This window comes from Chromobacterium violaceum ATCC 12472 (assembly GCF_000007705.1).
In the GTDB taxonomy this organism is placed as follows: Bacteria; Pseudomonadota; Gammaproteobacteria; order Burkholderiales; family Chromobacteriaceae; genus Chromobacterium; species Chromobacterium violaceum.
In genome coordinates this window covers 196,997-223,919 of record NC_005085.1, presented here as the reverse complement: position 1 = coordinate 223,919, position 26,923 = coordinate 196,997, and the positions used below count along the sequence as shown (strand labels likewise).

At 67.0% G+C, this 26,923-nt stretch carries 26 protein-coding genes; 15 read left to right on the top strand and 11 right to left on the bottom strand.

Annotated elements, in window-relative coordinates; translation table 11 throughout:
* Positions 1-33: 33 nt before the first annotated feature.
* A complete protein-coding gene (locus CV_RS00985; protein WP_011133767.1) occupies positions 34-615 on the bottom strand; it encodes a YqiA/YcfP family alpha/beta fold hydrolase in 582 nt (193 codons plus the stop codon).
* Between the two features lie 185 nt (positions 616-800).
* Here CV_RS00985 and CV_RS00980 point away from each other — a divergent pair, with 185 nt between their 5' ends.
* The 3 genes from CV_RS00980 (at position 801) to CV_RS00970 (ending at position 2,273) form a co-directional block, all read left to right on the top strand.
* Positions 801-1,208 (top strand): hypothetical protein, encoded by a 408-nt coding sequence (locus CV_RS00980; protein ID WP_011133766.1) that lies wholly within the window; start codon positions 801-803, stop codon positions 1,206-1,208.
* 94 nt (positions 1,209-1,302) lie between these two features.
* The gene (locus tag CV_RS00975; RefSeq protein WP_043595207.1) at positions 1,303-1,758 is read left to right on the top strand and encodes a MarR family winged helix-turn-helix transcriptional regulator; all 456 of its coding nucleotides are present in this window, start codon (positions 1,303-1,305) and stop codon (positions 1,756-1,758) included.
* A gap of 86 nt (positions 1,759-1,844) precedes the next feature.
* Positions 1,845-2,273 (top strand): organic hydroperoxide resistance protein, encoded by a 429-nt coding sequence (locus CV_RS00970; protein ID WP_011133764.1) that lies wholly within the window; start codon positions 1,845-1,847, stop codon positions 2,271-2,273.
* 71 nt (positions 2,274-2,344) lie between these two features.
* Here CV_RS00970 and CV_RS00965 read toward each other — a convergent pair whose 3' ends face one another.
* From CV_RS00965 to CV_RS00945, 5 genes are all read right to left on the bottom strand, one after another.
* A complete protein-coding gene (locus tag CV_RS00965; RefSeq protein ID WP_043595205.1) occupies positions 2,345-3,865 on the bottom strand; it encodes a sensor domain-containing diguanylate cyclase in 1,521 nt (506 codons plus the stop codon).
* Positions 3,866-3,970: 105 nt separating this feature from the next.
* Positions 3,971-4,699 carry a LytR/AlgR family response regulator transcription factor gene (locus CV_RS00960; protein ID WP_011133762.1) on the bottom strand — a complete coding sequence of 243 codons (729 nt, stop codon included), beginning with the start codon at positions 4,697-4,699 and terminating at the stop codon, positions 3,971-3,973.
* A complete protein-coding gene (locus tag CV_RS00955; RefSeq protein ID WP_080508888.1) occupies positions 4,687-6,402 on the bottom strand; it encodes a response regulator in 1,716 nt (571 codons plus the stop codon). Before CV_RS00955 ends, CV_RS00960 begins: the two co-directional genes overlap by 13 nt.
* Before the next feature lie 63 nt (positions 6,403-6,465).
* Positions 6,466-8,607, bottom strand: a complete 2,142-nt coding sequence (locus tag CV_RS00950; protein ID WP_011133760.1) for a UvrD-helicase domain-containing protein — start codon at positions 8,605-8,607, stop codon at positions 6,466-6,468.
* 127 nt (positions 8,608-8,734) lie between these two features.
* Positions 8,735-9,493 carry a substrate-binding periplasmic protein gene (locus CV_RS00945; RefSeq protein ID WP_011133759.1) on the bottom strand — a complete coding sequence of 253 codons (759 nt, stop codon included), beginning with the start codon at positions 9,491-9,493 and terminating at the stop codon, positions 8,735-8,737.
* Positions 9,494-9,616: 123 nt separating this feature from the next.
* Between CV_RS00945 and metH the strand changes: the two genes are divergently transcribed.
* From metH to CV_RS00925, 4 genes are read left to right on the top strand one after another with little or no spacing between them, the layout of a single operon-like run.
* Positions 9,617-13,330 (top strand): methionine synthase, encoded by a 3,714-nt coding sequence (gene metH / locus CV_RS00940; protein ID WP_011133758.1) that lies wholly within the window; start codon positions 9,617-9,619, stop codon positions 13,328-13,330.
* A complete protein-coding gene (locus tag CV_RS00935) occupies positions 13,320-13,850 on the top strand; it encodes a hypothetical protein (RefSeq protein WP_011133757.1) in 531 nt (176 codons plus the stop codon). Before metH ends, CV_RS00935 begins: the two co-directional genes overlap by 11 nt.
* 43 nt (positions 13,851-13,893) lie before the next feature.
* Complete coding sequence (locus CV_RS00930) at positions 13,894-14,376, top strand: hypothetical protein (protein ID WP_011133756.1); 483 nt, start codon at positions 13,894-13,896, stop codon at positions 14,374-14,376.
* Positions 14,373-14,876, top strand: a complete 504-nt coding sequence (locus tag CV_RS00925; RefSeq protein ID WP_011133755.1) for a DUF2878 domain-containing protein — start codon at positions 14,373-14,375, stop codon at positions 14,874-14,876. Before CV_RS00930 ends, CV_RS00925 begins: the two co-directional genes overlap by 4 nt.
* Before the next feature lie 70 nt (positions 14,877-14,946).
* Here CV_RS00925 and CV_RS21920 read toward each other — a convergent pair whose 3' ends face one another.
* From CV_RS21920 to CV_RS00905, 4 genes are all read right to left on the bottom strand, one after another.
* A complete protein-coding gene (locus tag CV_RS21920; protein ID WP_011133754.1) occupies positions 14,947-15,744 on the bottom strand; it encodes a hypothetical protein in 798 nt (265 codons plus the stop codon).
* A 63-nt stretch (positions 15,745-15,807) separates the two neighbouring features.
* On the bottom strand, positions 15,808-17,172 hold the full coding sequence (locus tag CV_RS00915) for an MgtC/SapB family protein (RefSeq protein ID WP_218567048.1): 1,365 nt from the start codon (positions 17,170-17,172) through the stop codon (positions 15,808-15,810).
* 252 nt (positions 17,173-17,424) lie between these two features.
* Positions 17,425-17,814: a VOC family protein gene (locus CV_RS00910; RefSeq protein WP_011133752.1), complete on the bottom strand. Its 390-nt coding sequence runs from the start codon at positions 17,812-17,814 to the stop codon at positions 17,425-17,427.
* A 58-nt stretch (positions 17,815-17,872) separates the two neighbouring features.
* A complete protein-coding gene (locus CV_RS00905; protein ID WP_011133751.1) occupies positions 17,873-18,595 on the bottom strand; it encodes a helix-turn-helix transcriptional regulator in 723 nt (240 codons plus the stop codon).
* A gap of 98 nt (positions 18,596-18,693) precedes the next feature.
* On the opposite strand from CV_RS00905, the gene CV_RS00900 reads away from it, so the two are divergent.
* From CV_RS00900 to CV_RS00890, 3 genes are all read left to right on the top strand, one after another.
* Positions 18,694-18,963: a hypothetical protein gene (locus CV_RS00900; protein WP_011133750.1), complete on the top strand. Its 270-nt coding sequence runs from the start codon at positions 18,694-18,696 to the stop codon at positions 18,961-18,963.
* Between the two features lie 83 nt (positions 18,964-19,046).
* A complete protein-coding gene (locus tag CV_RS00895) occupies positions 19,047-19,664 on the top strand; it encodes a glutathione S-transferase family protein (RefSeq protein ID WP_011133749.1) in 618 nt (205 codons plus the stop codon).
* Positions 19,665-19,684: 20 nt separating this feature from the next.
* Complete coding sequence (locus CV_RS00890) at positions 19,685-20,350, top strand: O-methyltransferase (RefSeq protein WP_011133748.1); 666 nt, start codon at positions 19,685-19,687, stop codon at positions 20,348-20,350.
* 84 nt (positions 20,351-20,434) lie between these two features.
* On the opposite strand, the gene CV_RS00885 is transcribed toward CV_RS00890, so the two are convergent.
* Positions 20,435-21,172 (bottom strand): BPSS1780 family membrane protein, encoded by a 738-nt coding sequence (locus tag CV_RS00885; protein ID WP_011133747.1) that lies wholly within the window; start codon positions 21,170-21,172, stop codon positions 20,435-20,437.
* A gap of 240 nt (positions 21,173-21,412) precedes the next feature.
* Here CV_RS00885 and tkt point away from each other — a divergent pair, with 240 nt between their 5' ends.
* The 5 genes from tkt (at position 21,413) to CV_RS00865 (ending at position 26,853) form a co-directional block, all read left to right on the top strand.
* A complete protein-coding gene (gene tkt / locus CV_RS00880) occupies positions 21,413-23,401 on the top strand; it encodes a transketolase (protein ID WP_011133746.1) in 1,989 nt (662 codons plus the stop codon).
* Positions 23,402-23,495: 94 nt separating this feature from the next.
* Positions 23,496-24,506, top strand: a complete 1,011-nt coding sequence (gap, locus tag CV_RS00875; RefSeq protein WP_011133745.1) for a type I glyceraldehyde-3-phosphate dehydrogenase — start codon at positions 23,496-23,498, stop codon at positions 24,504-24,506.
* Between the two features lie 35 nt (positions 24,507-24,541).
* Positions 24,542-24,805 (top strand): hypothetical protein, encoded by a 264-nt coding sequence (locus tag CV_RS23255; RefSeq protein WP_131825748.1) that lies wholly within the window; start codon positions 24,542-24,544, stop codon positions 24,803-24,805.
* An 8-nt stretch (positions 24,806-24,813) separates the two neighbouring features.
* Complete coding sequence (locus CV_RS00870; RefSeq protein WP_011133744.1) at positions 24,814-25,989, top strand: phosphoglycerate kinase; 1,176 nt, start codon at positions 24,814-24,816, stop codon at positions 25,987-25,989.
* A 234-nt stretch (positions 25,990-26,223) separates the two neighbouring features.
* A complete protein-coding gene (locus CV_RS00865; RefSeq protein ID WP_011133743.1) occupies positions 26,224-26,853 on the top strand; it encodes a LysE family translocator in 630 nt (209 codons plus the stop codon).
* The last annotated feature ends 70 nt before the right edge of the window (positions 26,854-26,923 follow it).

Sequence of the window (26,923 nt, the reverse complement as noted above, 5' to 3'; positions counted from 1 at the left end):
GGGGCCCGCAAGCGCGGGCGGCTGGACAGGCCGTCAAGCGCGGCTGGACAGTTGCCGGCGCGCCCAGGCGACCACCTCCGGCAATACCTTGGGCCAGTTGTTCAGCCGGTGGTCGTCGCCGTTGAATACAGTCTGCCGGCTGTGGCGGTAATGGACGGCCGCCTCGCGCCAGTCCAGCGTCTCGTCGCGGCTGCCCAGCAGCAGCCAGTAGCGGCCGGCGGCCGGCGCCGCCGTCCTTTGTTCCTGCAGCGCCCGCAGATCGTCGTCTCCCAGCGTGTAGACCTCGCCGGTGTAAGGGTTGGTCTGTTCGCCGCGGAAGCGTTCCAGGTCCCGGTCCGGCCGCACCGCCGGATTGATCAGCGCCGCGGGGCGGTCGTGCCGTTCCGCCAGCAGGGTGGCGTAGAAACCGCCCAGCGAGCTGCCGATCAACAGCGTGTCGGCCGGCAGGCCGGCGATGAGTTCGTCGGCCTGCCGGGCCGCTTCGGCGGGATGGGGCGAAAGCCGCGGGCAGTGCAGGACGATGTCGGGCGCGTGCTGGCGCAGCCAGGATGCGGTTTCGCCCGCTTTCAACGATTGCGGGCCGGAATTGAAGCCGTGCAGATAGACGATGTGCATGATGGAAGCCGGTATGAAAGTGTCTCGATGGTACGACGCCGGCCGGCGTTTGTCTTTGCCGCAAGTGCTTCATTTCCTTGTAAATCTCGAGTAAAAGCTTGCAACCCGCGACGCCTGGCCATTGTCATGTCCGTGGGTGCGATGCTCAAATAGCCGCAAAATCCAATTACAAGAGGAGAACCATCATGACCACCCTTCCGGCAGGAGGCCCGACCGTGGCCCCGCATTCGCTGGAAAGCCTGATCGTCGCCTGCGGCTACCTGCAGCACAGCGCGCTGCTGTTCGCCCAGGACATCAACGACGACCTGGCATTGATCCGGTCCGGCTTCTGCCCGCGCCACCAGGTGCAGCTGGACGCGCTGGGCGACATGCGGGTCAGCCAGGAGGTGCGCGAGGAGGTGGACGCCTTGCTGCAGGACAGCCATACCCTGCGTTTCGCGCTGCATGAGATGCTGATGCAGTTCGGTCCCTCCGTCTGCAACGATTCGCTGGCGCGCATCATTCTGCAGGGCGTGCGCAGCCTGGGCGACTGGCACCAGGTGTGCCGCTCGCTGGCCGATCTGGGACGCGGCCCGGTGCGGGCGGCCGCCTGATCGCGGTTTCGCGCCCGCTTGGCGCGGGCGCGTCGCGGTTCCGCATAATAATAAATTGCTTGCAATTAAATAGTGCACTATTTATTATGCGGCCATGGAACAAGAAAACACGTGCCCGCCGCAGGACGCGCTTTTGCGGCTGGACCAGCAACTCTGCTTCGCGCTGTATTCCGCCTCGCTGGCGATGAACAAGACGTACCGCGACAGCCTGAAGCCGCTGGGCGTCACCTATCCGCAATATCTGGTGCTGCTGGTGCTGTGGGAACAGGACGAGCGCTCGGTGTCGGACATCGGCGAGCGGCTGTACCTCGACTCGGCGACGCTGACGCCGCTGCTGAAGCGGATGGAAGCCGCCGGCTGGCTGGAGCGCAGCCGGCTGTCCAGCGACGAGCGGGTGGTGATTGTGCGGCTGACCGAGGCCGGACGCGCCCTGCGCGCGCAGGCCGAAGGCATTCCGCTGCAATTGTTGTGCCGGAGCGGAATGCAACTGGACGATATCGCCGGATTGAGGCAGTCGCTGTGCGATCTGCGCGACCGGCTGCTGCAATGAACCCGTCAGGGTTTTGATAGTTAGATAGTGCACTATTAAATAGCTCATTATTTTAATCGCAACGGCGTCAAGCCAAGGAGAGCCAGATGAACCCTCTGCAAAAAGTACTGTATACCGCCGAAGCCACCGCCACCGGGGGCCGCGACGGCCGGGCCGAATCCAGCGACGGCGCGCTGCAGGTGAAGTTGAGCACCCCGCGCGAGCTGGGCGGCCTGGGCGGCGACGGCACCAATCCGGAGCAGCTGTTCGCGGCCGGCTATTCCGCCTGCTTCATCGGCGCGTTGAAGGTGGCCGCCCAGCAGGCCGGCGTGCGGCTGCCGGCCGAGGTGTCGGTAACCGGCAAGGTGTCGATCGGGCCGATCGCCCACGGCTTCGGCATCGCGGCCAAGCTGGCGGTATCGCTGCCCGGGCTGGAGCGCGACGCCGGCCTGAGGCTGATCGAGGCCGCGCACGGCATCTGCCCGTATTCCAACGCCACGCGCGGCAATATCGAAGTGGAGCTGACGTTGGCGTAATCGGGCGTACGAATGTAAACGCGCCGCCGGAGCTGGGTCCGGCGGCGCGTTTTTCATGTCGGCGGCGAGGCCTAATCCACGATTTCGGAATGGCGGCTGGGCGATTGCTTGTTGCCGTACATCTTGCGGTCGGCCACCGCCAGCAGCTCGTCTATCAGCAGGCCGTCTTCCGGGTAGTAGGCGATGCCGATGCTGACCCCGACCAGCACCCGGTGCTGATCGACCTGATACGGCATCTGTATCGCCTGCTTCAACCGCGCCGCCACCTTGTCGGCCTCGCGGTTGGACTCGATGTCCTCCATCAGGATCACGAACTCGTCGCCGCCGATGCGGGCGACGGTGTCCTCGTTGCGGATCACGTCGCGGATGCGGGCGGCGATCAACTGCAGCACGCGGTCTCCGACCACGTGGCCATAGGTGTCGTTGACCGGCTTGAAACGGTCCAGGTCGAGGAACAGCAGGCCCAGCCGCTTGCCGCTGCGGTCCAGCCGTGTGATCGCGTGCTGCAGCCGGTCGTAGAACAGGTTGCGGTTGGCCAGTCCGGTCAGGCGATCGTGGTTGGCGAGGTGGAACAACTGGCTTTCGCGCTGGCGGCGGCTGTCGCTGCTGCGCACGAAGCTGAAGCCGGCCAGGCCTATGCCCAGGCCCAGCAGCAGCGACAGCAGCAGCCACACCGTCCATTCGAACAGGCCGATCTGCGCCCAACCCTGTTGCCAGCTCAGCGTCAGCCGCAGCGGCTGGCTGCCGCCGCCCAGCAGCTGGCTGGTTTCCAGCCGCGGGAACAGCAGTTTTTCCAGCGCGCTCGGGTGGGCGCCGCCCAGATGCAGCGCCTGGCCTTCCGTCGGCTGCGCGGGATCGTCGCGGTGGTGCAGGCGGACTTCCATGCCCGGCTGCAGCGCGATGTCGGTGGGCAGCAGCGAATCCGCCCGGACGAACAGCATCACGAAATGCTGCGGCAGCAGACCGATCAACTGGTCGTCCTGATGGTCGTCCATGCCGCGCAGCAGCGCGTAGCCGGGATCGCCTTGCGGCAGCAGCCGGAACTGGCGCGACAGCGTGGTGCGGCCGCTGTTGATGCTGTCCTGCAGCGCTTCGCGCAGCCGCGGCTGCTGCCAGGCGTCCCGGCCCGCCAGCTGGCGATTGGCCTGGGATTGCGGTTCGGCGAACATCAGCGGGAAATAGGCGTCTTGTTCCGGCAGGGGACCGGTTTCGCCGGCGAAGCCGCGCAGCCGGTAAGCGGCGCCGTAGTCGCGCTGCAGCGCGTGGTTGTAGCCGGCGACCTGGCCGGCGGGCACGCGTTCGATGTGGGCCAGCGTGGTGATTTGCGGATAGCGGCGCAGCAATTGCGCGACGAAGGGATGTTTCTGGCGGCTTTCGCTGTGGCGGTCGATGGCGCTGAAGGTGGCGTAGCTGTCTAGTATGGTCTCATTGGCGAGCAATCGCTGTTTCAGCTGTTCGGTCAGTTGCTGGAGCTGGCTGTTGAACTGCTGTTCGGCGCCCAGCAGCGAGCGGCTGGCGATGGACAGGGCGGCGAGCGCGCTCAGTATCAGCCATAGGACGAGGCACCCAGCATAGACCAGTCTTGCGTGCATGTTAAAACCATCGACATATATTCAGCAGTGAACGATTCTATAAGAACAGGTGCCTATTTTTTAGCAATAAATCGGGTAAAGCCGGTTTTAAGTAATAGTACGTAATCAATTGGATACGCTCAGCGCGGCGCGCAGCGCGTGAATCTGGCGGCGGCTGACCGGCAGCGGCGCCGGAATGTCGCGCAGTCTGACAATCCATTGTTCGTCGCCGTCGTTCTCCCCGCCGCGGCACAGTTCCTGCACCGCGTGGCGCATCACCAGGCAGTTGCGGTGGATGCGCAGCGCCGAATCGCCCAGACGCTGTTCCAGCGCCACCAGCGCGTCGTCCAGCAGGTATTCGCTGTCGGGGGTGACCAGGGTGACGTATTTGAGTTCGGCCTTCAGGTAGCGCGCGTCGGCGAAGGGCACGTTGAGCAGCCGGCCGCGCTGGCGCACGGTGAAGCTGGTCTGAGGCTGGCCCTGCCGGCGCGCCAGCGCGCGCCGCAGCGCCTGTTCCAGCCGTTCGCGCCGCACCGGCTTGAGCAGGTAGTCGGCGGCGTCCAGTTCGAACGCCTCCACCGCGAAGTGGTCGTGCGCGGTGCTGAACACCAGCGCCGGGGCCAGCGCCTGCTGGCGCAGCTGCCGGGCCAGCGAGATGCCGTCCAGGCCGGGCATGCTGATGTCCAGCAGCAGCACGTCGACCGGATGGCGCGCCAGCCAGTCCAGCGCCGCCTGGCCGTCGGCCAGGCAATCGACCTGCTCGACGCCGCAGTCGGCCAGCAGCTGGCGCAGCCGGTCGCAGGCCAGCGCCTCGTCGTCGACCACCAGCGCCCGCAGCGCGCTCAAAGCGCCCATTGCGGCTTGTCCATCTTGTCCACCAGCAGCCGCCAGGATTGCAGGATCTTCTGGAACTTGTTGTTGGTGGGCGCCGTGTCGCGCACCTTGCCCAGCAGTTCGTAGGCCCGGCGCATATGGCTTTCGTGCCAGCCGTTCTGGCTGACGTAGGCCAGCACCGCGTTGATCAGGTTGAGCATGATCTGCACGTTTTGCGGCATCTCGTCCAGCGCCTTGACGAAGCGTTCGATCGCCGCGTCGAACTGGCCCGACTGCGCTTCGCGCACCGCCTGGTTGTTCAGTTCCAGCACCGATTTGACGTTCTGCGCGATCAGCTGGCGGCCGGCTTGGCTCAGGCCGATTTCCTCGAACATGTCGCCGAAGTGCTCCAGCATGTCCTCGTCGTCGTGGTGGTTGCGCACCAGGTATTCCATCACCGCGTTGCCCTGGCCGTCCCGCCCCTGCTGGTAGCAGGCGCGCGCGTATTCCAGCTGCGACTCCTGGTCCAGCTTGGGCGCCAGCTGCTTGAAGCGCTCGCCGGCGGCTTCCAGCAGCTCGCGCGCCTTGTCGGCATTGCCGTTCTTGGCCTGCAGCTGGCTGTCCATCACTCCGGCCAGCCATTCGCCTTCCTCGTTGTAGCGGTAATCGTGCTTGAGGTTGGCCAGCGTGCGGACGGCGTTGCCGTTGTCGCCGCGCGCCAGCTGGACGCGCAGCAGCGCCGCGTAGTGGGTGGGGCTGCGGTGCCAGGTGTACTTGGCGATGTCCAGCGTCTGCTGGCAGGCGGCTTCGGCGGCGGCGAGGTCGTGGTTGAGCACCGCGACCTGGGCCAGCTGCTGCTGGCGGCGGAACACCACCGGCGACATGTCGGCGGCGGTCTGCAGCGTGTGCTGGGCGCGGCCGAGGTCGTGGTTGCCGCGGTAGAGCCGCGCCAGCCAGTCGTAGGCTTCCATCACCTGGTTGTTGTCGGCCAGCACCGCTTCGAACAGCAGCCGCGCCTCGTCGTGGGACTTCAGCCCGGCCAGCGACTTGGCCAGACCCATTTTGGCCCAGGTGGCGGGGCGCAGCCGCAACACCTGCATATAGGCGTCGCGCGCGGTGTCGAAATCGTTGATCTTCAGCGCCAGCGAGCCTTTCAGCCGCATGAAGTCGAGCGCGAATTCGCCGTTTTCCTCTATCTTGCGGCCGCAGGTTTCGATGGCGGACAGGTAGTCGTGGCGCAGGATGTTTTCATCCACCAGCCGGAAGGCCTCGCGCTTGCGCATCGCCCGCTCCAGCCGATCGCGCAGCACCTCGCCGGTGAACGGCTTGAGCAGGTAGTCGTCCGGCGCCAGCTCGGCGGCGGAAATCACCCGCTGGGCGCGCCGCTCGCCGGTGACGATCATGAACACGCAGGACTGCTTGAGCAGGTTGCGCTCCCGGATCTCTTCGAACAGGTAGAGCCCGTCGTAGCCGTTGCCCAGGTCGTAGTCGCACAGCACCACGTCGAACTCGTACTTGGCCATCTTGGCCAGCGCATCGCTGGCCTTGGACGCGTATTCGACGGTGTTGGCGCCGAACGACGACAGCGTCATCGCCAGCGCCCGCTGCATCTGCGGCAGGCTGTCTATGATCAGGAACAGCCGCTTGGCGTAGGGATTGTCGTAAGCCGCGCTGCGCGCCGGCGCGGCCTTCACGTGGTGGACCGGTTCCGGCGCCGCCGCCGGGGTGGGAGTGGTTTCGCTCATGACGCCTCGTCGGCTCGCTGTCCTGTGGTTGCGGATTGCAGTGTCGGCGGCGCGCGTTCCGGCTCAGGCCGGAGTCAGTTTCGCATAGCGCAGATCCAGCCATTTGACGCCGTGTTCGGCGAAATTGATCTGCAGCCGCACATCCTCCCCGTTGCCCTCGGCGTCTATCACCACGCCGATGCCGAACTTGGCGTGGCTGACCGCCTGGCCGATGGACAGGCCGTAGGCGTTTTCCGCCTGCCGGCGCGGCGCGGCGGCGGCGCGCCTCGCCTGTTGCGGCGCAACGGGTGCTTTCACTGTAGCAGACAGCGAATGGATCAGTTCGGCCGGGATCTCGTCGATGAAGCGCGACGGGATGGGGTAGCGGCTCTGGCCGTGCAGCATCCGGCTCTGCGCGCTGCTGAGGTACAGCCGCTTGCGGGCGCGGGTGATGGCCACGTACATCAGCCGGCGCTCTTCCTGCAGGCCCTTGCCGTCCATCACGCTGTTCTCGTGCGGGAACAGGCCTTCTTCCAGGCCGCTGACGAACACCGCGTCGAATTCCAGGCCCTTGGCCGCGTGCACCGTCATCAGCTGCAGCGCGTCGCTGCCGGCGTCGGCCTGGTGCTCGCCGGCTTCCAGGCTGGCGGCGGCCAGGAACTCGGTCAGCGCCTGTTCCGGCTGGTCGGGCAGGAAGCTGGCGGCGGCGTTGACCAGCTCGTCCAGGTTGGCCAGGCGCTCCTCGCCGTCCTTCTTGTCCTGCTCGTACATGTCGCGCAGGCCGCTGCGGTCTATCACCAGGCTGATGGTCTCGGCCAGGTTGAAGTCGCGGCACTGCTCGCGCAGTTTTTCGATCAGCAGCACGAACTCGCCGATCTTGGCGGCGGTGCGGCCGCCGCCGCTCTGGCAGGCCGCCTGCCACAGCGTGACGCCCTGCTCGCGGCTGGCGGCCTGCAGGTTTTCCACGCTGCGCGCGCCGATGCCGCGCGCCGGCACGTTGATCACCCTGAGCAGCGCGTTGTCGTCGTCCGGGTTGGCCACTAGCCTGAGATAGGCCAGCGCGTGCTTGATCTCCTGGCGTTCGAAGAAGCGCAGGCCGCCGTAGATGCGGTAGGGGATCTGGGCGTTGACCAGCACGTGCTCCAGCAGCCGCGACTGGGCGTTGGAGCGGTAGAGCACGGCGATGTCGGACAGCGCCAGGCCGTCGCGGTGCAGGCTCTTCGCCTCGTCGACGATGAACTCGGCCTCCTCGCCGTCGCTGCCGGCCTGGAAGAAGCGGATCTTGTCGCCCTCGCCGGCATCGGTCCACAGGTTCTTGCCCAGCCGGCCGTCGTTCTGTTCGATCAGCGCGTTGGCGGCGTTGAGGATGTTGCCCATCGAGCGGTAGTTCTGCTCCAGGCGCACCGGCTCGGCCACGTGGAAGTCGGACAGCAGCGCGCGCATATTGCCGACCTCGGCGCCGCGGAAGGCGTAGATGCTCTGGTCGTCGTCGCCGACCGCGAACAGCGCGCCGTGCTCGCCGGCCAGCAGCTTCAGCCACGCGTATTGCAGGCGGTTGGTGTCCTGGAACTCATCCACCAGGATGTGGGAAAAGCGGCTGCTGTAATGGGCGCGCAGCGCCTCGTTGCGCGACAACAGCTCGTAGCTTCTGAGCAGCAGCTCGGCGAAGTCCACCACGCCCTCGCGCCGGCACTGGGCGTCGTAGGCGGCGTACAGCTCCACCAGCTTGGCCTCGTACGGGTTCAGCGCCGGCGGCAGCGATTCGGCGCGCAGGCCGGCTTCCTTGTTGCCGTTGATGAAGGACTGCACTGCGCGCGGCGGGTATTTCTCGTCCGACAGCTCCAGGCTTTTCAGCAGGCGCTTGATCGCGGCCTGCTGGTCGGCGGAGTCCAGGATCTGGAAGGTTTGCGGCAGGCCGGCGTCGCGGTAGTGGATGCGCAGGAAGCGGTTGCACAGGCCGTGGAAGGTGCCTATCCACATATTGCGGACGTTGACCGGCACCAGCGCCGACAGCCGGGTCTGCATCTCGCGCGCCGCCTTGTTGGTGAAGGTCACCGCCAGCACGCCGGCCGGAGAGGTCTGTCCGGTGGACAACAGCCAGGCGATGCGGGTGGTCAGCACCCGGGTCTTGCCGCTGCCGGCGCCGGCCAGCACCAGCGCGCTCTTGGCGGGCCAGGTGACGGCGCGCAGTTGTTCGGGGTTCAGGCCGGCTAACAGATCGCTCATGTCGGGACGCTTTTTCGCTGCAAAAACGCCATTTTAGCATGCGAGTCCGGCATCCCGTTCCGGACGGCCGAGCGAATCCGAACGTTCGCAGCGGCGCGCGGGCCTGTGGCTCAGGCTGGCGCGGGCGCTACTCCTGCCACAGGTAGTGGGACATCAGCGTTTTCAGCCTGCCGCTCTTGTGCAGGCGCTCGATCGCGCGGTTCAAAGCGTCCAGCTTGACCGGCGAGCGCTGCGACAGCGCGCACATGGTCGGCTGCGAGGACACCACCAGCGGATGGACCTTGAAGCTGGCGGCCTCCTGGGCGTGGCCGCGGGCCCACCAGACATAGGTCAGCTCGGTGACGATGGCCACGTCGCTCAGTCGTTTCTCCAGCGATTTGGGCAGCAGGTCGAAGCGGGCTTCGGTGACGCGCTCGCTGCGGTTGGCGGACCACAGGTATTCCAGCGCCGGGTAATGGAAACCGTGGATGACGCCGATGCGCTTGCCGGCCAAATCGTCCAGCTGGCGCAAGGAGGGCTGGCTCTTTAGCGACAGCACGCGCTCCACCAGCGGATAGGTTTCATGGCTCCAGCCCAGGCGGGCGGAGTTGCTGTACCAGTCCGGGTTGGCGTTGCAGATGATGTCCACCTTGCCGCTCTCTATCGCCGGCTCCACCCGGCGGCGGGCGAGCAGCGTGAACTGCGGCTTCATGCCCATTTCGTCGGCCAGCAGCACGCCCAGTTCGCGCGCCAGGCCGCCGCTCAGCGTGGAACCGTCTTCGGACAGCACGGCGATCGGCGCGGCGTCGGTATCCGAGACGCCGATTCTCAACGGCGATGGCTCCGCCTGCGCCGAAGCGGAAAATAAAACCAGCCAAACCAGCCATTTCTTATGCAAACTGGCCATAAGGGAGCTCTCTCAATATTCTATTGCCGAGGGACAGACGCGCAGAGCGGCGATGTTAAGATGAATTGACGCCAACCCTTACCAGCTTTTGATTTCGTTTTAGACAAAATACCAGCCATCGCCATGACAAAGCCATTACCCCACTCCATTTATCAGCACCTGTCGCAACGCATCCTGATCCTGGATGGGGGCATGGGCACCATGATCCAGCGCCACCAGCTGACCGAGGCCGATTATCGCGGCGCACGCTTCGCCGACTGGCGCTGCGACGTCAAGGGCAACAACGACCTGCTGGTGCTGACGCGGCCGGACGTGATCGCCGGCATCCACCAGGCCTATCTGGACGCCGGCGCCGACATCGTCGAGACCAACACCTTCAACGCCACCTCCATCGCGATGGCGGATTACCAGATGGAAGAGCTGGTGTGGGAAATCAACCGCGAGGCGGCGCGGCTGGTGAAGGAACTGTGCGAGGCGGAGACTGTGAAAAATCCGGCCAAGCCCAGATACTGCGCGGGCGTGCTCGGCCCCACCAACCGCACCTGTTCCATCAGCCCGGACGTCAACGACCCCGGCTACCGCAACGTCAGCTTCGACCAGCTGGTGGCAAGCTACACCGAGGCGATAGACGGTCTGGTGGCCGGCGGCGCCGACCTGCTCTTGGTGGAAACCATCTTCGACACGCTGAACGCCAAGGCGGCGGTGTTCGCCATCCACAAATATTTTGATGAGCGGCCGGCCATCGCCCGCCTGCCCATCATGATTTCCGGCACCATCACCGACCAGTCCGGCCGCACGCTGACCGGCCAGACGACGGAAGCCTTCTACAACTCGCTGTCCCACGCCGACGCCGCCAGCTTCGGCCTCAACTGCGCGCTGGGGCCGGATCTGCTGCGGCCCTACGTGGAAGAGATGGCCCGGGTGTCGTCCACTTACGTGTCGGTGCACGCCAACGCCGGCCTGCCCAACGCCTTCGGCGGCTACGACCTTGAGCCGGAGAAGATGGGCGAGTACGTGCGCGAGTGGGCCGAGAGCGGGCTGATCAACATCGTCGGCGGCTGTTGCGGCACCACGCCGGAACACATCGCCGCCATCGCCCGCGCGGTGGACGGCATCGCGCCGCGCGCGCTGCCGTCCATCGAAGCCAAGTGCCGGCTGTCCGGCCTGGAGCCGTTCAACATCGGCGACGAAGACCTGTTCGTCAACGTCGGCGAGCGCACCAACGTCACCGGCAGCCGCGCCTTCGCCAAGCTGATCCTGAACGGCGACTACGCCACCGCGCTGGACGTGGCGCGGCAGCAGGTGGAAAACGGCGCCCAGGTCATCGACATCAATATGGACGAGGGCATGCTGGACGCCCACGCCGCCATGGTGCGCTTCCTCAACCTGATCGCGTCGGAGCCGGACATCGCCCGCGTGCCGATCATGATCGACTCGTCCAAGTGGGACGTGATCGAGGCCGGCCTGAAATGCATCCAGGGCAAGGGCATCGTCAACTCGATCTCGCTGAAGGAAGGCAAGGAGAAATTCGTCGAGCAGGCGCGGCTGATCCGCCGCTACGGCGCGGCGGTGATCGTGATGGCCTTCGACGAGAAGGGCCAGGCCGACACCTACGCGCGCAAGATCGAGATCTGCGACCACAGCTACCGCATCCTGGTGGACGAGGTGGGCTTCCCGCCGGAAGACATCATCTTCGACCCCAATATCTTCGCCGTCGCCACCGGCATCGACGAGCACGCCCGCTACGGCCTGGATTTCATCGAGGCCACCGGCTGGATCAAGCAGCACCTGCCGCACGCCAAGATCTCCGGCGGCGTGTCCAACGTCAGCTTCAGCTTCCGCGGCAACAACAAGGTGCGCGAGGCCATCCACGCGGTGTTCCTCTACCACGCCATCCAGCGCGGCATGACCATGGGCATCGTCAACGCCGGCGCCTTGGAAGTGTACGACGAGGTCGACCCCGAGCTGCGCGCGCGCATCGAGGACGTGGTGCTGATGCGCCAGCCCAAGGACGGCGGCGACGCCACCGAGCGCCTGATCGAGCTGGCCGAGAAGTTCAAGGGCGAGGCCGCCGGCGAGAAGAAGGGCGAAGACCTGGCCTGGCGTTCCTGGCCGGTGGAAAAGCGGCTGGAGCACGCGCTGGTCAAGGGCATCACCACCTTCATCGTCGAGGACACCGAGGAAGTGCGGCTGAAGTCGGCGCGGCCGATCCACGTGATCGAAGGCCCGCTGATGGACGGCATGAACGTGGTCGGCGACCTGTTCGGCGCCGGCAAGATGTTTTTGCCGCAGGTGGTGAAGTCGGCGCGGGTGATGAAGGCCGCCGTCGCCCACCTGGAGCCCTTCATCGAGGAAGAAAAGATCCGCCTCGGTCTGGCCGACGCGCCGGCCAAGGGCGTGATCATCATGGCCACGGTCAAGGGCGACGTGCACGACATCGGCAAGAACATCGTCGGCGTGGTGCTGCGCTGCAACAACTACAAGGTGATAGACCTGGGCGTGATGGTGCCGTGCCAGACCATCCTCGACGCCGCGCGCGAGCATAAAGCCGACATCATCGGCCTGTCCGGCCTGATCACCCCCAGCCTGGAGGAGATGAGCCACGTCGCCAAGGAAAAGCAGCGCCAGGGCTTCGACATCCCGCTGCTGATCGGCGGCGCCACCACGTCCAAGGTGCACACCGCGGTCAAGATCGCCCCGCACTACCAGCACCCGGTGGTCTACGTGCCGGACGCCAGCCGCGCCGTCGGCGTCTGCTCCAACCTGTTGTCCGACACGCTGAAGGACGCCTTCGTCGCCGAAAACCTGGCCGAACAGCAACGCGCGCGCGAAGGCCACGCCAACAAGGCCAACCGCAAGGTGGTCAGCCTGGAGGCCGCGCGCGCCAACAAGGAAAAGATAGACTGGGCCGGCTACGTTCCCCCCAAGCCGGCCTGGCTGGGCGTGCGCCGCTTCGAGCACTACCCGCTCTCCGAGATCGCCCAGTACATCGACTGGACGCCGTTCTTCCAGAGCTGGGAGCTGGCCGGCCGCTTCCCGCGCATCCTCGACGACGAGATCGTCGGCGAATCGGCGCGCGCGCTGTATGAAGACGCCCAAGTGATGCTGAAGCGGATCGTCGACGAGAACTGGCTGACCGCCAACGCGGTGATCGGCCTGTTCCCGGCCGCGAGCGTCGACGACGACGACATCGAGATCCGCCGCCCGGACAACGGCGCCAGCCTGATGACCTGGGTCGGCCTGCGCCAGCAGCTGCCCAAAACCGACGGCAAGGCCAACTGGGCCTTGGCCGACTACGTCGCGCCCAAGGACAGCGGCGTCGACGACTACATCGGCGCCTTCGCCGTCACCGCCGGCATCGGCATCGAGCCGCATGTGAAGCGTTTCGAAGACGCCAACGACGACTACTCGGCCATTCTGCTCAAGGCGCTGGCCGACCGCCTGGCCGAGGCCTTCGCCGAGCTGATGCACGCCCGCGTGCGGCGCGAGTTCTGGGGCTACGCCGCCGACGAGCAGATCGACAACGAAGGCCTGATCGACGAACAGTACCGCGGCATCCGCCCGGCGCCCGGCTACCCGGCCTGCCCCGACCACACGGTGAAGACCGAGTTGTTCAAGCTCTTGGACGCGCCGGCCATCGGCATGACGCTGACCGAGGGCTACGCGATGCTGCCGACCGCCGCCGTGTCCGGCTTCTATTTCAGCCATCCGGCGTCGCGCTACTTCGGCGTCGGCAAGGTGGAAAAGGACCAGGTGAGCAGTTACGCCCAGCGCCGCGGCGTGACGCTGGAGCAGGCCGAGCGCGATCTGGCGCCCAATCTGGGGTATGACGCGTAAGGCGCGCTGCTTCTGGCTGCTGATGGCCATGCTGCTGGGTTGCGGGTGGTTGTGGCAACAGTCCAGGCGGCCCGCCGAATGTTTCTGGCAGAGCCGCGCCGCCTGCCTGCAACGCTTGAGCGCAGGCCTGGACAAGCAGCCAAGCGAAGTCTGGCGCAGCGGCCCGCGGCATGACAGCGCGCAACTGCAGCTGGCGCGCGACGGCCGTTACCAGATTTATGCGATGGCGGACGACGTAGACGGCCGCGTCGATGTGGCCGAGGTCGGCCACTGGCAGGAGGCGCGCGGCGAACTGACGCTGCAGCCTCAGTTCGGCGGCGAAGCGCCGGCACGCTGGCATCGGCAGTGTTTTCAGGGGCAGTATTATCTGACCCGCTCTCCCCATCCTAGGGATATGGCGCGACGAGTGCAGGCCTGGCATCAGGATCGTTGGGACTTGCCTCCGCCGCTTCCCGGCGCGGAAAAAGAAGCTGAGACTTTGTGGCGGGGAGGCCTGGCCAGCGATTGTCCGGGCGCTTGATGCCGGATGGCGGACCGCGTGAATCCAAAAACAAAGAACCCAAATGCCAAAATGGAAAACCGCGTTTAGCAAGGCGGCGGCTGTCGTCTGGACCGCAAGCGCTTGCGGCCTGCTTGCCGCCTGCTGGCCCGGCGCAAGCGAGCGCATCAACCGCCAGGCCGAAGAACTGGGCCGCGCGTTGCCGCAGGAGGGCAGCCAGTTCTGGCAGTACTACGGTTTGACCGTGGTGCAGCAGCAGCTGACCCTGGCCGCCAATGGCTATTACGCCTGGGAGACTGTGTCCGACGACGGTGGCGCTCCGCCGGGAGACCATGATTACGGGCGCTGGCGCGAGGAGGATGGCCAACTGGTGTTGGCCTCGCAATTTGGCGGCGAGCGCCGCCTGCAGGCTGGCTGCCGCGACGGCGAATTCGTCTGGCTGTACGGTTACCCGGATGAAGAGCCTGCCTGGCATGGCGATACCGCGCGTCCTTGCCCGGATGGCAAGCGGCAGGCGAAGACAGAAAAACCGTTGGCGTTCAGATGAAGACACCCTGGATCAAACCCGTTCTCGCCAGCCTCGCCTTCGGCGGCTGGTGGCTGCTGCTGACGCTGTGCCGCGACCGCTGGGTGATGGTGACGCTGGCCGCGGCGTTGCTGCTGTGGGAGGCCCTGCCTAGCGGCCTGCGCGGGCGGGCGCTGCTGCTGGCCGGCGTCGGCTGCCTGCTGGATCTGGCGCTGGCTGCGTCCGGCCTGCTGCGCTTTGCCGGCGTCGGCGCGCTGCCCTTGTGGATGATGGTGTGGTGGTTGAGTTTCGCTTGCTGGTGGCTGTGGCTGCTGCAGTCCTGGCGGCCATCGCCGCGTTTGCTGATGATGCTGGGCGGGCTCGCCGCGCCGCTGGCGCGCTACGCGGCGTTCAAGTCGCAGGCGCTGCAGCCCGGCGCGGCCTGGTGGCTGCTGCTGCCCTTGCTGGCGCTGATGTGGGCCGCCTTGCTGCCGCAGACGCTGTGTCTGATCAGGCATGCGCCGCTGGCGGATAGGCATTGAGCCTGCCGCGGCGGGTGGCGTGCGCGAACTGTGGATAAGTGTTCCGCGGCGCGATGCCTGTGGGTAACACTCAGTTGATGGCTTCCAGATAATCCAGTTTGGGGATGCGCAGCGCCATCTCGCGGAGGATGCTGCCGCGTATCGCTTTCAGCCGCTCGCGCTCGCTGCCGTTGAACACGCCAGGCAATACCGCCCAGATATCGAAGCGGATTTCCTGGCTGGAAGTGTACTGGTAGCGCAGAAGCAAATGGGGTTTGGTGCTGCCCTCGTATAAACCCTTGTCTTGTGCCGGATCGCACTGTTGGCAACGAAGCTGATATTGGGCGGCTACCGCATTCAGCGCTTCCATCGTTTTGGCGCGGTCCAGATGCGCGGCCTGGATGCGGGTGCGCACGCTGTACTGCTCGCTATAGGGAGTCGCGGATGCCGCGCAGGCCAGCAGGGCGGTGAATGCGAGAGGCGGCGCCAGCCAACGGCGAGAAGCGGGGGCGGCCAAAGCCAGCCGTTCCCGGTGTACGACGGCTAGCCGGCTCAGCGGCAGCGCGGACAGCGCGATCAGGTCGCTGTAGTCGACGACGCGGGCGACCCGGAAGGGCAGCCAGTGGTTGACGGCGGCGATCGCAGGCGTGGACTGCGGGCTTTTCCACCACAGCCAGGCCAGCGCGATGCCGGCGCTGACTGTCGCGAAGCGCTTGGGCCAGATCGCCAGCGCCAGCATGCCGACGAGCGCCAAGCCGGCAAAATCGGACAGCTTGCCGCTGAGCCAGCCGGGATGGTGCTGTTTCAGCCACCAGTCATTGGCCAGCAGCAGGGACAGCGAGGCCAGTGCAGGCCAGCCGGCAAGGGTGGAACAGAGTCGCTGGTGCATGGAGGGAAGCCAGGGGATGGGAATGCGCATTGTAGCAGCGCGGGTCTGCCCCGAGGACCCGTTTCACACCCAGGCCAGCGGCAGCAGCCCCGCTCCCGCCAGCGCCAGCAGCAGCCACAGGCTTTGCCGGCCCGCTTCGCGCGCGCCCAGCGCGCGGGCGTAGACGCCTTTGGCGACGTTATTGGCGGCGGCGGCGATCAGGATGGCCGAGGCGGCTACCGGCAGCGGCGTCAGCGCGGGCGTGGACTGGGTGATGCCCATGATGAAGGGGTCGACGTCGCTGACGCCCATCGCCGCGGCCAGCGCGTACACGCCGCCGGCGCCCAGGTACTGGCTGGCCAGCCGGGTGGCGGCCAGCATGGCGAGGAACAGCAGCGCGAACAGCAGCGCGGCGCCGATTTCCAGCGGGTTGTGCGGCCGGTAGCCGCCGTCGCGCAGAGGCACGGCGTGGCCGCTTTTCGCCCACAGCCAGCCGCCGGCCAGCGCCGCCGCCGCCAGCAGCAGGAACGGCGGCCACAGCCGCTGCAGCAGCGCCGGATTGAACAAGGCCAGGAATACCGCCAGCCGCAGGTACATCACGCCGGAAGCCATCAGGATGGCGCCGGCGTACAACCTGGGCGCGTCCGCCTCGGCGGAACGGCGCGCCAGCGCCACCGTGGTCACCGTGGACGAGTAGGCGCCGCCGGCCAGCGCCGCCAGCAGCAGGCCGCCGCGGTCCTGGCGCAGCCGCTGCAGCAAATAGCTGCCGTAGGACACGGCGCTGACGGCCACCACCACCAGCCACGCCTGGAACGGGTTGACATGGAAGCGGCCCAGCGGCGCGTTGGGCAGCAGCGGCAGGATCACCGCCGCCAGCAGCAGGAACTGGGTGACGGTGAGGATGTCGGCCGGATCGATGCGGCGGGCCAGGTTCTCCAGCCGGGTCTTGAACTCCAGCAGCAGCAGGCTGGCGACGGTCAGCGTGGTGGCCAGCCAGAACAGTTCGCGGTACACCAGCGCGCCGATCAGATAGGTGGCCAGACCGGACATTTGGCTGGTGACGCCGGATTGGCCGGAGGCGTCCAGCTTGTGCCAGTAGGACAGCAGCAGGAAGGCGGCCACCACGATGAAGCCCAGCGCCAGCGGCAGCAGCTCGCCGCCGGACAGCGCCGACATCGCGTAGCCGATCAGGCCGATCAGCGGGTAGGTGCGCACGCCGCCGAAGGCGTAGGGGTCGCCGTTGCTCTTGCGCTCCTCCCGTTCCAGTCCGATCAGGAAGGACAGGAACAGCACCACGAGGATTTGCGTGGCTTCCGGCGGCAGCCAGTCCGGGTAGATCATGTTCGCGCCTCCCGGCATGCGGACGATGATGTCTTCAGGATACGCCGTCATGGGGCGCGGGGCCATCTGCGGACCGGCGCCGGCGCGGCAAAGGGCGAAGCGGGTCATGGCCGTCCCTTGGCTTGGATGGGCCTGGAGAGGACGCCCGCGGCCCGCCGCGGTGAGGCGCTGTGGATAAATCCCGAGCGCAAGCCGGCCTGTGGATAAGCGCAGCGCCGGTTTTCCGGCGCGCTGGCGGGCTAGGCGGCCGGAAGGTTCAGGCCGAACGAATGGCGCCGGCGGCCAGGCCGGCACCGCGAAGAGGCACGCATGGTTTTCGTAGGCCCGGCCTTGCCGCGGCGGCGGCAGGGAAAGACGCCGTCAGGCCGCGCACGCCTCCTGCTCGATGAAGGCGAACACGTAGCCGTCCGGGTCCGGGAAGTAGCAGATCCGGCAGTGATCGTCCTCGTACTTGGCGATGATGTCTATCTTGTCGCCCGCCTGGTCCAGCTTGGCGAAGATGTCGTCGACGCGCAGGTAGAAAACGGCGCTGGCCGGCGAGGGGCCAGGGGCCGAGCGCGGCAGAAAGGCGCAGGCGCCTGCGCGCGGCTGCACGGTGAACAGCGTGGCGCCGCCCTCGCGGATCGCGTACACCGTCTCGTGCCGGGAGACGCTGTCGCGGGAGACTTCATAGCCTAGCGACTCGAAGAAGTCGAGCGTGGCGCCGGCGTCCTGCACGGCGAGCCGGACGCAGAAGGGATGGGAGGGCATGGTTTTCCTTTCGTTTTGGGCGCCGGAATGGCTGGAACTGCCGCGCCCATGCGACAGTTTAGAATGCCCCTGCTGACAGCGTATTGTCAGTAGCCTTCTCGCGCCGCCACGCTTCCTGCTGGCGGCGGAGGTAATCGGCCAGGCTGGCATGGGCCGGCGGCGGCGCGGAGACCGTTCGCCGCAGCGCCTGGATCAAGTCGACGCGGAAGCTGCGGTAGTCGCCGCGCAGGCCGCACCAGGCCACCAGCGTCCACTTGCCGCCCCAGTACAGCAGGCCCAGCGGAAACACCGCGCGCCGGGTGCGCGCCTGGGCCAGGCTGAAGTAGTCGATTTCCAGCGGCGCGCGTTCGGCGATGGCCAGCCGCAGCTGGTCCCAGCGCGTTTTGTGCGCGGCGTCGAACGGCTCGGTGAACGCCAGCACCGCGCCGTCGCCGTCGCTGGCGCGCGCGTCGGGCAGGCTGGCGTAGATCTTGGCCAGCAGGCTCTGCGCCGCCCGGCTGAGGTCGTTGCCCACCGCGCGCGACAGCATGTCCATCGCCAGCGTCAGCGCTTCCAGCTCGGCCGAGGTCAGCGTCAGCGGCGGCAGCTCGAAGTTCTCGTCCAGCCGGTAGCCGACGCCGGCCTCGCCGTAGACCGGAATACCGTTGACCGACAGGTCGTCGATGTAGCGGTAGATGCTGCGCGCCGACACGCCCAGCCGTGCGGCCAGCTCCGCCGCGGTGATGGGCTGGCGGGCGCGGATCAGGTTGACCAGTTGGAACAGGCGTTCGGCTTTGCGCATGGATGTGATCGTCGGCTGCTGGGTTGCCAAGTGTAGCGCCAACGCGCGGGCGGCTACACTGAATCAAGGGCCCGGCGGGCCGCACGCGGGAGGGGACCATGGACATGCTCAGTCGCGAAAGCCTGTTGTGCCTGATGGAGGACGTGGAGGCGGAAGACCCGATCGATTACGCCGACCTGCCGTTCGACGAAAGCAATCTGCGCGAACTGATCGTCGACTCGCTGCTGGAGCGCGAGCTGGTGTTCCGCGCCGAGGAGCCGGACGACGCCAAGCGCATGCTGGTCTACCTGGCCGCGACGGCCAGGCTGACGCTGGAGAACATGGTACTGCACGCCCGCTTGCTGCGCGCCGGGCTGGAAGAGGCCTGATCCCGCCTCGCGCGCGGCGGCGGAATAATCATACGGCATGAATCGGATTATACTGGCGGCTCCCCCATCTAGAGGAAGCCGCCATGCTCCGCATACTCGGCCGCAGCAGCTCGATCAACGTCCGCAAGGTGCTGTGGACCTGCCATGAAATCGGTCTCGATTACGAACGCGAGGATTGGGGGCGCGGCGTGCGGCCGGTCTCCGATCCGGCATTCCTGGCGCTGAACCCGTTTGCGATGATCCCGGCGCTGGTGGACGGCGACGTCGCGCTGTCCGAATCCAACGCCATCTGCCGCTATCTGGCCGCCAAGCACGGCCGGCGCGACCTGCTGCCCGCCGATCCGGCCGGTCGGGCGCAAGTCGAGCGCTGGATGGACTGGCAGATCGCCGACCTGAATCCCGCCTGGAGCTACGCCTTCCACGCGCTGAGCCGCAACAGCCCCGAGCACCGAGATCCGGCGCGCATCGCCGACAGCGCGGCGGCGTGGAACAAGCAGATGGCGGTGCTGGAGTCGCAATTGGGCGAAGTCTGGCTGTTGGGCGAGGATTTCACGCTGGCCGACATCGCGCTGGGCGTGTCGGTGCAGCGCTGGCTGCTGACGCCGTTCGACAAGCCGGCCCTGCCGAAAGCCGAAGCCTATTTCGAGCGCCTGCGCCGCCGCCCCGCCTACCTGGCCCACGGCGGCGAGGGCGTGGCCTGATGGAGAACCGGGAGATGACGATGCAAGCGCGATGGGACGCGGTGGACGATTATTTCTGCCGACAGCTGGTGCATCAGGACGCCGCGCTGGAGGCGGCGCTGGCGGACAGCGCCGCCGCCGGGCTGCCGGCGATCAGCGTGGCGCCCAACCAGGGCAAGTTCTTGAACCTGCTGGCGCGCATCCACGGCGCGCGGCGGATTCTGGAAATCGGCACCCTGGGCGGCTACAGCGCGATCTGGCTGGCGCGCGCGCTGCCGGAGAATGGCCGGCTGGTGACGTTGGAATACGAATCGCGGCACGTGGAGGTGGCGGCCGCCAACCTGGCGCGCGCCGGCGTGGCCGGCAAGGTGGACATCATCCAGGGCGCCGCCGCGGACTCGCTGCAACGCTTGATAGACGACGGCGCCGCGCCGTTCGACCTGGTGTTCATCGACGCTGACAAGCCGAACAACCCGGTGTATCTGGAGCTGGCGCTGCGGCTGTCGCGGCCGGGCACGGTGATCGTCGGCGACAACGTCGCGCGCCAGGGCGAGGTGGCCAATCCGGACAATCCCGATCCGGCCATCGTCGGCACCCGCCGCTTCATCGAGCTGCTGGGCAGCCATCCGCGGCTGTCCGCCACCGCGATCCAGACCGTGGGCGGCAAGGGCTACGACGGCTTCGCGCTGGCCATCGTCGAGGGCTGAGCGCGGACGCGAAAACGGGCAGGCGCCGTCAGGCCCTGCCCGTTGTGCTTGGCTGCGCAACGCAGTCCGTCGCGCGGCGCGACCTTATTGTTGCGCGGCGAACACGTCGCGCCAGCCGGTGTAGGCGGTGACGAAGGCCACCGGCAGCCACAGCAGCAGGCCCAGGCCCAGCGGCAGCAGCGCCACCAGGCAGCTGACGCCCAGCACCAGGCTGGCCACCAGCAGCGGCAGCCAGTTGCTCAGGCAGGCCTTCAGGCTGGCGCGCAGCGCCGGCCAGGGCTCGACGCGGTTCAGCGCCACCAGCGTCGGCGCGAACCAGTAGGCCATGCCCACCAGCACGCCGCCGACCATCACCAGCAGCGCCAGCACGATGACGGCGCCGCCGGTCGCCATGGTCGACGCGCTCGACGCGGTGGCCTTGCCGAGCAGGCCGCCCATCAGGCCGCCGGACACGCCCATCGCCACGCCGATCACGATCAGGGCCAGCATCAGGCCGAAAATCATCGCGCCCAGCAGCAGCAGCGGGCCGGGCATCAGGCGGAAGGCGGCGAACAGGTCGGCCAGCTCCAGCTCCTCGCCGCGCTCGGACTTGGCGGCGGCCAGCACGAAGCCGGCGGCGAACAAGGGGCCGATCAGCGCGCTGGCGAGATCGCCGAGCACCGGCACCACGCTGAGCGCGATCTGGATCAGCAGATAGACCAGGGTCAGCAGCACCCAGGTCAGCGGTTGTTGGCGCACGATCTGGAAGGCTTCCACGAACCAGCGCCAGCCGCGGCCGGCTTCGACTTTGCGATGGGTGGGCGGACTATTGGGTTGCTGCATGGGCTTCTCCGGGAAGGCGCGCGGGGCGCGAGATGTTGATCGAATATGTCGAACGACTGTGCTTGATTGCCGATTATGCTTGATTGTACTCAATTCGCGCCCGGGCGGCTGGTTGCCGGGAAAGGGCAAAATCGGCGATAATCTCGCGGTTTTGCGACGGCGTGCCCCTGTCGCCAGCAGCATCGAGCGCGAGGGATGGACCGTCGTACCGGTTCCCAATAGTCTTGAGGTTTTACCTGCATGGTTACCCGCACCGAGCTTGCCAACGCCATCCGCTTCCTCTCCATGGACGCCGTGGAAAAAGCCAAATCCGGCCACCCCGGCGCCCCGATGGGCATGGCGGACATCGCCGAAGTCCTGTGGCGCGATCACCTGAAGCACAACCCGGCCAACCCGGCCTGGGCCGACCGCGACCGCTTCGTCCTCTCCAACGGCCACGGCTCGATGCTGATCTACAGCCTGCTGCATCTGACCGGCTACGATCTTTCCATCGACGACCTCAAGAACTTCCGCCAGCTGCATTCCAAAACCCCGGGCCACCCGGAATACGGCTACGCGCCGGGCGTGGAAACCACCACCGGTCCGCTGGGCCAGGGCATCACCAACGCCGTCGGCATGGCGCTGGCCGAAAAGATGCTGGCCGCCCAATTCAACCGCGACGGCCACGAAATCGTCAACCATCACACGTATGTCTTCCTGGGCGACGGCTGCCTGATGGAAGGCATCAGCCACGAGGCCTGCTCGCTGGCCGGCACCTGGGGCCTGAACAAGCTGGTCGCCTTCTGGGACGACAACGGCATCTCCATCGACGGCCACGTCGAAGGCTGGTTCAGCGACGACACCCCGGCCCGCTTCGAAGCCTACGGCTGGCAGGTGATCCGCAACGTCAACGGCCACGACCCGGCCGAGATCGCCACCGCGATCGCCACCGCCAAGAAGAGCGCCGACAAGCCGACGCTGATCTGCTGCAAGACCACCATCGGCTTCGGCGCCCCCAACAAGCAGGGCAGCCACGACTGCCACGGCGCGCCGCTGGGCGCCGCCGAGATCGCCGCCGCGCGCGAGCTGCTGAAGTGGCCGCACGCGCCGTTCGAAATCCCGTCCGAGATCTACGCCGAATGGAGCGCCCGCGATCAGGGCGCCGTCGCCGAGATCGAATGGAACAAGCGCTTCGACGCCTACCGCGCCGCCCATCCGCAGCTGGCCGCCGAGTTCGAGCGCCGGATGGCGGGCGAGCTGCCGGCCGGCTGGGCCGAAGCCCAGGCCGCCGCCGTCGCCAAGATCGCCGACGCCGCCCAGACCGTGGCCACCCGCAAGGCCAGCCAGATCGCGCTGGAAGCGTTCTCCCCGTCCCTGCCGGAGTTCGTCGGCGGCTCCGCCGACCTGACCGGCTCCAACCTGACCAACTGGTCCGGCAGCCAGTGGATAGACGGCGAAGGCAACGGCAACTACATCAGCTACGGCGTGCGCGAGTTCGGCATGGCCGCCATCATCAACGGCATGACGCTGCACGGCGGCCTGCGCCCGTACGGCGGCACCTTCCTGATGTTCAGCGAATACGCCCGCAACGCGCTGCGCATGGCCTCGCTGATGAAGATCAACCCGATCTTCGTGTTCACCCACGATTCGATCGGCCTCGGCGAAGACGGCCCGACCCACCAGCCGGTGGAGCAGACCGCCACGCTGCGCTACATCCCCAACCACCACACCTGGCGCCCGTGCGACACCACCGAGACCGCGGTGGCCTGGGCGCACGCCATCGAGCAGAAAACCACCCCGTCCAGCCTGGTGCTGAGCCGGCAGAACCTGCCCTTCGTCGCCCGCGACGCCGCGCAGACCGCCGCGATCAAGAAGGGTGGCTACGTGCTGCGCGACGCCGAGAACGCGCGCGCGGTGCTGATCGCCACCGGCTCCGAAGTGGAGCTGGCGCTGAAGGCGCAGGAAACGCTGGCCGCCGAGGGCGTGCCGGTGCGCGTGGTGTCCATGCCCTGCACCAATGTGTTCGACGCCCAGGACAAGGCCTGGCAGCAGAGCGTGCTGCCGGCTGGCCTGCCGCGCGTGGCGGTGGAGGCCGGCCATCCGGACTTCTGGCGCAAGTACGTCGGCCTGGAAGGCGACGTGGTCGGCATCGACCACTTCGGCGAATCCGCGCCGGCCGGCCAGCTGTTCAAGGAATTCGGCTTCACCGTGGAAAACGTGGTCGCCAAGATCCGCGCCGTTCTGCGTTAAGACGTAAACAGACCACCGGGGCGGCTCGGTGGTCTTTTTTTGCCGTGTCGTGTAGTGCCGGCACTACATTCAGTACCCTGGAGAAGAGAGAAGCATGACCATCCGCCTCGCCATCAACGGTTACGGCCGCATCGGCCGCCAAGTTCTGCGCGCCATCTACGAAAACAAGTTGCACGACGACTTCAAGGTGGTGGCGGTCAACGCCTCCGGCGATCTGAACATCAATGCCCACCTGACCCAGTTCGACACCGTGCACGGCCGTTTCCCCGGCAGCGTCGAGCAGGATGGCGAACACCTGATCCTGAATGGCGACAAGATTCCGTTCTTCAGCACCCGCAACCCGGCCGAGCTGCCGTGGCAGGCGCTGGATGTCGACCTGGTGCTGGAGTGCACCGGCGCCTTCACCACCAAGGAAAAGTGCCAGGCCCACTTGAACGCCGGCGCCAAGAAGGTGCTGATCTCCGCGCCGGGCGGCGACGACGTCGACGCCACCATCGTCTACGGCGTCAACCACGACACGCTGACGCCGGAGATGACCGTGGTGTCCAACGCCAGCTGCACCACCAACTGCCTGGCGCCGGTGGCCAAGGCGCTGAACGATGCGATCGGCATCAAGAAGGGCCTGATGACCACCATCCACGCCTTCACCAACGATCAGGTGCTGACCGACGTCAAGCACAAGGATCTGCGCCGCGCCCGTTCCGCCACCGACAACATGATCCCGACCAAGACCGGCGCGGCCAAGGCCGTCGGCCTGGTGCTGCCGGAGCTGAAGGGCAAGCTGGACGGCTTCGCGGTGCGCGTGCCGACCATCAACGTGTCGCTGGTGGACCTGACCTTCACCGCGATGCGCGACACCTGCAAGGACGAGATCAACGAAATCCTGCAGGGCGCGGCCAAGGGCAGCATGAAGGGCATCCTGGGCTTCAACACCCTGCCCCTGGTGTCCGGCGACTTCAACCACACCGAGGAAGCCTCCACCTTCGACGCCACGCTGACCAAGGTCACCGGCGGCAATCTGGTCAAGGTGCTGGCCTGGTACGACAACGAGTGGGGCTTCAGCTGCCAGATGCTGCGCACCGCGCGCGCGATGTTCGGCCGCTGACGCGGGCGGGAAACGACGGGGCGGGCGGCGGTTTCATGCCATTCGCCCTGTTGTTTTGTTACATAAAGCGCGCAAAAAATTTGATTGGTGTTAAAGTGACGCCGCCTAATCGGCATACACTGCCGGATAGGGGTGATCATCGGTCCCGCGCGCCCGGCGCGCCGGATACGGCGGCGGCGGACGGGAAATTTTGCAACAGCCCGCGCGTCGAAACGGATTGCCCGTGGTTTCGCCCTAGCTTGTTCCGCAAGACCGGCGGCCTGCCGCTTGCCGGACCGTTCCGCATCCAAACCGAGTGAGTGAAACGATGAAATTCAACAAACTCTCCGAACAGAATCTTTCCGGCAAGCGCGCGCTGATCCGCGTGGACATGAACGTGCCGCTGAAGAACGGCGTGATCGGCGACGACACCCGCATCCGCGCCAGCCTGCCCACCATCGAACACTGCCTGAAGGCCGGCGCCGCCGTGCTGCTGATGACCCATCTCGGCCGTCCGACCGAGGGCGAGCCCAAGCCGGAGGACAGCCTGGCGCCGGTGGTGGCCCGCCTGTCCGAGCTGCTGGGCAAGCCGGTGCGCCTGATCGCCGACTTCCACGCCGGCGTCGAGCTTGCGCCGGGCGAAGTGGCGATGCTGGAGAACGTGCGCCTGAACAAGGGCGAGAAGAAGAACAACGACGAGCTGGGCCGCGCTTACGCCGCGCTGTGCGACGTCTTCGTCCACGACGCCTTCGGCACCGCGCACCGCGCCGAGGCCTCCACCCACGCGGTGGCCAAGTTCGCGCCGGTCGCCTGCGCCGGCCTGCTGCTGTCGGCCGAGCTCGACGCGCTGGGCAAAGCGCTGCAGGCGCCGGCCCGCCCGCTGGTGGCCATCGTCGCCGGCTCCAAAGTGTCGACCAAGCTGACCATCCTGGAAGCGCTGGCCGACAAGGTGGACCAGCTGATCGTCGGCGGCGGCATCGCCAACACCTTCCTGCTGGCCGAGGGCAAGGCCATCGGCAAATCGCTGGCCGAGGCCGATCTGGTGGAAGACGCCCGCCGCGTGATCGCCAAGATCCGCGCCCGCGGCGGCGACGTGCCGCTGCCGGCCGACGTGGTGTGCGCCAAGGAATTCGCCGAAACCGCCGCCGCGGCCACCAAGAACGTGGCGGAAGTGGTCGCCGACGACATGATCCTCGACATCGGCCCGGACGCTGCCAAACAGCTGGCCGCCATCATCGCCCAGGCCGGCACCGTGGTGTGGAACGGCCCGGTCGGCGTGTTCGAGTTCGACCAGTTCGGCAACGGCACCAAGACGCTGGCCCAAGCCATCGCCCAGTCCAAGGCGTTTTCGATCGCCGGCGGCGGCGATACGCTGGCGGCGATCGCCAAGTACGGCATCACCGACGACATCAGCTACATCTCGACCGGCGGCGGCGCCTTCCTGGAGTTCCTGGAAGGCAAGGAGCTGCCGGCGGTGGCCATCCTGGCCGAGCGCGCGCAGTAAGCGACAGGGCCATGCTGGCTTGCCGGCATGGCCTTTTTTCCGCATCGGGCCGAGGACAAGGCAAGCGCCATCGGGGATAATGCCGGCCTTGTCCGCCACGCCGGACACGCAGGACGAAAGCCGGCGCGGCGGCCCCGGCGGCTGCGCCGTTTCGGCAAATCGCGGCGCGCGGCGGGCGATAAGCGTAAGATTGGAAACAGGAAAACGGATACCCGCGGAAACTGAGGAGAAGAGATGTCCTGGCAAACCTGGCTGTTGTTCGTCACCACCGTGTTCTTCGTCTCCGCCACGCCCGGCCCCAACATGCTGCTGGCGATGACGCATGGCATCCATTACGGCGTGCGCCGCACGCTGATGACCTGCTTCGGGCTGATGACGGCGCTGGGCCTGATCATGCTGGGGTCGGTGGCCGGCCTCGGCGCGCTGCTGGCGACGTCCGAACTCTTGTTCTCCATCGTCAAGTACGCCGGCGCGCTGTACCTGGTCTACCTGGGCGTCAAGACCTGGCGCAGCCTGCCGCAGCCGGTGGCCGAGCTGCGCGAGGACGACAGCGGCAGGCACGGCCCGTGGGCGTTGTTCCGCCGCGGCTTCCTGGTGGCCATGAGCAACCCCAAGGCCTTCATCTTCTTCACCGCGCTGTTTCCCCAGTTCATGAACGCGCACCAGCCGCAGGGGCCGCAGCTGGCCATCCTGGCGGCCACGTTTTACCTGATAGAGTCCTGCTGGCAGCTGACCTATGCCAGCAGCGGCGCCCGGCTCGCGCGCTGGCTGAACAGCGCGCGGCGGCTGCGGCTGGTCAACCGCTTCAGCGGCGGCGCCTTCGTCGGCGCCGGCCTGCTGCTGACCGGCCTGTCTCGACAATAACCATCACGGCTGCCGATCCGCCATCGTCAGCCGTTTTTTTCGAACCGGCCCCGCGAACTGCGGGGCTTCC

What these genes read in the sequence shown, in the direction of transcription:
- CV_RS00985 (WP_011133767.1), bottom strand. Translation starts at nt 615, where the DNA reads ATGCACATCGTCTATCTGCACGGCTTCAATTCCGGCCCGCAATCGTTG.
- CV_RS00980 (WP_011133766.1), top strand. Translation starts at nt 801, where the DNA reads ATGACCACCCTTCCGGCAGGAGGCCCGACCGTGGCCCCGCATTCGCTG.
- CV_RS00975 (WP_043595207.1), top strand. Translation starts at nt 1,303, where the DNA reads ATGGAACAAGAAAACACGTGCCCGCCGCAGGACGCGCTTTTGCGGCTG.
- CV_RS00970 (WP_011133764.1), top strand. Translation starts at nt 1,845, where the DNA reads ATGAACCCTCTGCAAAAAGTACTGTATACCGCCGAAGCCACCGCCACC.
- CV_RS00965 (WP_043595205.1), bottom strand. Translation starts at nt 3,865, where the DNA reads ATGCACGCAAGACTGGTCTATGCTGGGTGCCTCGTCCTATGGCTGATA.
- CV_RS00960 (WP_011133762.1), bottom strand. Translation starts at nt 4,699, where the DNA reads ATGGGCGCTTTGAGCGCGCTGCGGGCGCTGGTGGTCGACGACGAGGCG.
- CV_RS00955 (WP_080508888.1), bottom strand. Translation starts at nt 6,402, where the DNA reads ATGAGCGAAACCACTCCCACCCCGGCGGCGGCGCCGGAACCGGTCCAC.
- CV_RS00950 (WP_011133760.1), bottom strand. Translation starts at nt 8,607, where the DNA reads ATGAGCGATCTGTTAGCCGGCCTGAACCCCGAACAACTGCGCGCCGTC.
- CV_RS00945 (WP_011133759.1), bottom strand. Translation starts at nt 9,493, where the DNA reads ATGGCCAGTTTGCATAAGAAATGGCTGGTTTGGCTGGTTTTATTTTCC.
- metH (WP_011133758.1), top strand. Translation starts at nt 9,617, where the DNA reads ATGACAAAGCCATTACCCCACTCCATTTATCAGCACCTGTCGCAACGC.
- CV_RS00935 (WP_011133757.1), top strand. Translation starts at nt 13,320, where the DNA reads ATGACGCGTAAGGCGCGCTGCTTCTGGCTGCTGATGGCCATGCTGCTG.
- CV_RS00930 (WP_011133756.1), top strand. Translation starts at nt 13,894, where the DNA reads ATGCCAAAATGGAAAACCGCGTTTAGCAAGGCGGCGGCTGTCGTCTGG.
- CV_RS00925 (WP_011133755.1), top strand. Translation starts at nt 14,373, where the DNA reads ATGAAGACACCCTGGATCAAACCCGTTCTCGCCAGCCTCGCCTTCGGC.
- CV_RS21920 (WP_011133754.1), bottom strand. Translation starts at nt 15,744, where the DNA reads ATGCACCAGCGACTCTGTTCCACCCTTGCCGGCTGGCCTGCACTGGCC.
- CV_RS00915 (WP_218567048.1), bottom strand. Translation starts at nt 17,172, where the DNA reads ATGACCCGCTTCGCCCTTTGCCGCGCCGGCGCCGGTCCGCAGATGGCC.
- CV_RS00910 (WP_011133752.1), bottom strand. Translation starts at nt 17,814, where the DNA reads ATGCCCTCCCATCCCTTCTGCGTCCGGCTCGCCGTGCAGGACGCCGGC.
- CV_RS00905 (WP_011133751.1), bottom strand. Translation starts at nt 18,595, where the DNA reads ATGCGCAAAGCCGAACGCCTGTTCCAACTGGTCAACCTGATCCGCGCC.
- CV_RS00900 (WP_011133750.1), top strand. Translation starts at nt 18,694, where the DNA reads ATGGACATGCTCAGTCGCGAAAGCCTGTTGTGCCTGATGGAGGACGTG.
- CV_RS00895 (WP_011133749.1), top strand. Translation starts at nt 19,047, where the DNA reads ATGCTCCGCATACTCGGCCGCAGCAGCTCGATCAACGTCCGCAAGGTG.
- CV_RS00890 (WP_011133748.1), top strand. Translation starts at nt 19,685, where the DNA reads ATGCAAGCGCGATGGGACGCGGTGGACGATTATTTCTGCCGACAGCTG.
- CV_RS00885 (WP_011133747.1), bottom strand. Translation starts at nt 21,172, where the DNA reads ATGCAGCAACCCAATAGTCCGCCCACCCATCGCAAAGTCGAAGCCGGC.
- tkt (WP_011133746.1), top strand. Translation starts at nt 21,413, where the DNA reads ATGGTTACCCGCACCGAGCTTGCCAACGCCATCCGCTTCCTCTCCATG.
- gap (WP_011133745.1), top strand. Translation starts at nt 23,496, where the DNA reads ATGACCATCCGCCTCGCCATCAACGGTTACGGCCGCATCGGCCGCCAA.
- CV_RS23255 (WP_131825748.1), top strand. Translation starts at nt 24,542, where the DNA reads ATGCCATTCGCCCTGTTGTTTTGTTACATAAAGCGCGCAAAAAATTTG.
- CV_RS00870 (WP_011133744.1), top strand. Translation starts at nt 24,814, where the DNA reads ATGAAATTCAACAAACTCTCCGAACAGAATCTTTCCGGCAAGCGCGCG.
- CV_RS00865 (WP_011133743.1), top strand. Translation starts at nt 26,224, where the DNA reads ATGTCCTGGCAAACCTGGCTGTTGTTCGTCACCACCGTGTTCTTCGTC.